Here is a 1,822-nt window from a genome sequence, read left to right as displayed (position 1 = left end):
CGCCGGCCGTACCCGCACCTCGACCGCTCCGTCCAGGTCGCGCAACGGCTCCGGCCACCGGCCGCCGGGAAGGACCTGGTCCGGGGGGCGGTCCACCGTCACGACCTCCCACCCGGTGGCCGTGCTCCGGTCGCGGTCCGCGCCGGGCCGGCCACGCCGCAGCGGTACGCGCACCAGCCGCGCCGCCCCGGCCCACGCGCCGGCGCCGAGGGCGGATCTCGCCCGCGCCAGCCGTCTGATCGGTCCCATCCGTCCTCCCGGTCCACGTCCCGTGATCATCGGTCGCGGCCGGGTGAAGCGGGCTCGCCCGGAAGGGGTGAACAGGTTCGGGCCGGGTAACCGCTCGCCGACCGGGGGTGGAGCGCGTCGTGGGGGTGGGGCCGGGTGCCGGAGCAGCAGGATCACGCGCGAGTCGGCACGGCGCCGCAACGCCGGGGGGAGCAGCCGCCGCTGCTGGCGTCGCGACTGACCCCGACCGTGCCGCCCGAGCCGGTGGTGGCCCGGCCCCGCCTGCTGCGCCGGCTCGACGAGGGGGGTGCCGGGCCGGTCACCCTGGTCGCCGCGCCCGCCGGCTGGGGCAAGACCACCCTGCTCGCCTCCTGGGTCCGGTTGGCCGACCCCGGGTCGACGTCCGGGCCGGCGTGGGTGTCGGTGGAGACCGGCGACGACGGCGACCGGCTCTGGGCGTACCTGGCGGCGGCATTGCGCACGGCCACCGGGGCGGCGGACGACGACCTCGTGACGCCGCTGCCCACCGGCCCACCGCGCCCGGACCAGCTGGAGCTGCTGGCGGCCGGGCTCGCGGCGGCGGAGCAGCCCGTCCTGCTGGTCCTGGACGATCTGCACCGGATCACCGACCCGGCGGCGCTGACCGGGCTGGAGTTCCTGCTGCGGCACTCCGAGCAGCGGCTGCGTCTCGTGGTCGGTGCGCGGGCCGGGCTGCCGCTGGCCCTGCACCGGCTGCGCCTCGCCGGTGAGCTGACCGAGATCGGCCCGCAGGAGCTGGCCTTCACCGACGACGAGGTGGCCGACCTGCTGACCGCGCACGGCGCACCACTGCCGGCGGCGGCGGTGCGCCGGCTGCGCGAACGCACCGGGGGTTGGCCGGCGGCGCTGCGGATCGCCGCGCTGGCGTTGCGCGGGCAACCCGACCCCGAGCGCTGGGTGGGGCAGTTCGGCGGCGACCAACCGGAGATCGCCGGCTATCTGCACGAGGAGGTGCTGGCCGCCGTCGACCCGGCCGACCGGGACCTGCTGCGCCGTACGGCCCTCACCGAGACCGTCTGCGCCGATCTGGCCGAGGCGCTGACCGGCCGCGCGGACGCCGGGCAGGCGCTGGCCGACCTGGCCCGGACCGGTGGCCTGCTGCACCCCGAGGGCACCCGCCCGCCCTGGTACCGCTGTGACCCGCTGCTCGCCGACCTGCTCCGCGCCGAGCTGGCCCGGATGCCCGCTGACGAGGTGCGGGAGCTGCACGCGCGAGCGGCCGACTGGTACGCCGGCGCGGGCCGCCCGGCCGACGGGTTGCGGCACGCCCTCGCCGGTGGCCGGTGGGACCTGGCCGGCGACCTGTTCGTCGCACACTGGCCGGAGCTGACCCGCTACGACAGCGACCCGGTGGGCGGGTCGCTGTCGTCGTCCCCGCCGTCCCCGCCGTCCCCGCCGCCGGAGGTGGTGCACGCCGATCCGGAGGTGGCTCTGGCCTGTGCCGCCGAGCGCGCGTACGCCGGTGACCTGCCCGCCGCCGCCGAGCACCTGCGCACGGCCGCCGGGCAGGCCGGCGCGCTGCCCGTGCCGCGGCGGGACCGGTTCCTGCGGCTGG

At 78.5% G+C, this 1,822-nt stretch carries 1 protein-coding gene and 1 pseudogene; one reads left to right on the top strand and one right to left on the bottom strand.

The annotated features are described in order from the left end of the window. Positions 1 to 249 (bottom strand): annotated as a pseudogene (locus tag B0E54_RS32230) (hypothetical protein); the annotation flags it as partial. A gap of 135 nt (positions 250 to 384) precedes the next feature. On the opposite strand from B0E54_RS32230, the gene B0E54_RS32225 reads away from it, so the two are divergent. Further along, on the top strand, positions 385 to 1,822 hold a 1,438-nt coding region (locus tag B0E54_RS32225; RefSeq protein WP_374109337.1), incomplete at its 3' end, for an AAA family ATPase.

Origin of the sequence: Micromonospora sp. MH99, assembly GCF_021442385.1 — a bacterium.
Classification (GTDB): domain Bacteria; phylum Actinomycetota; class Actinomycetes; order Mycobacteriales; family Micromonosporaceae; genus Micromonospora.
This window is presented reverse-complemented; position numbering and strand designations above follow the sequence as displayed.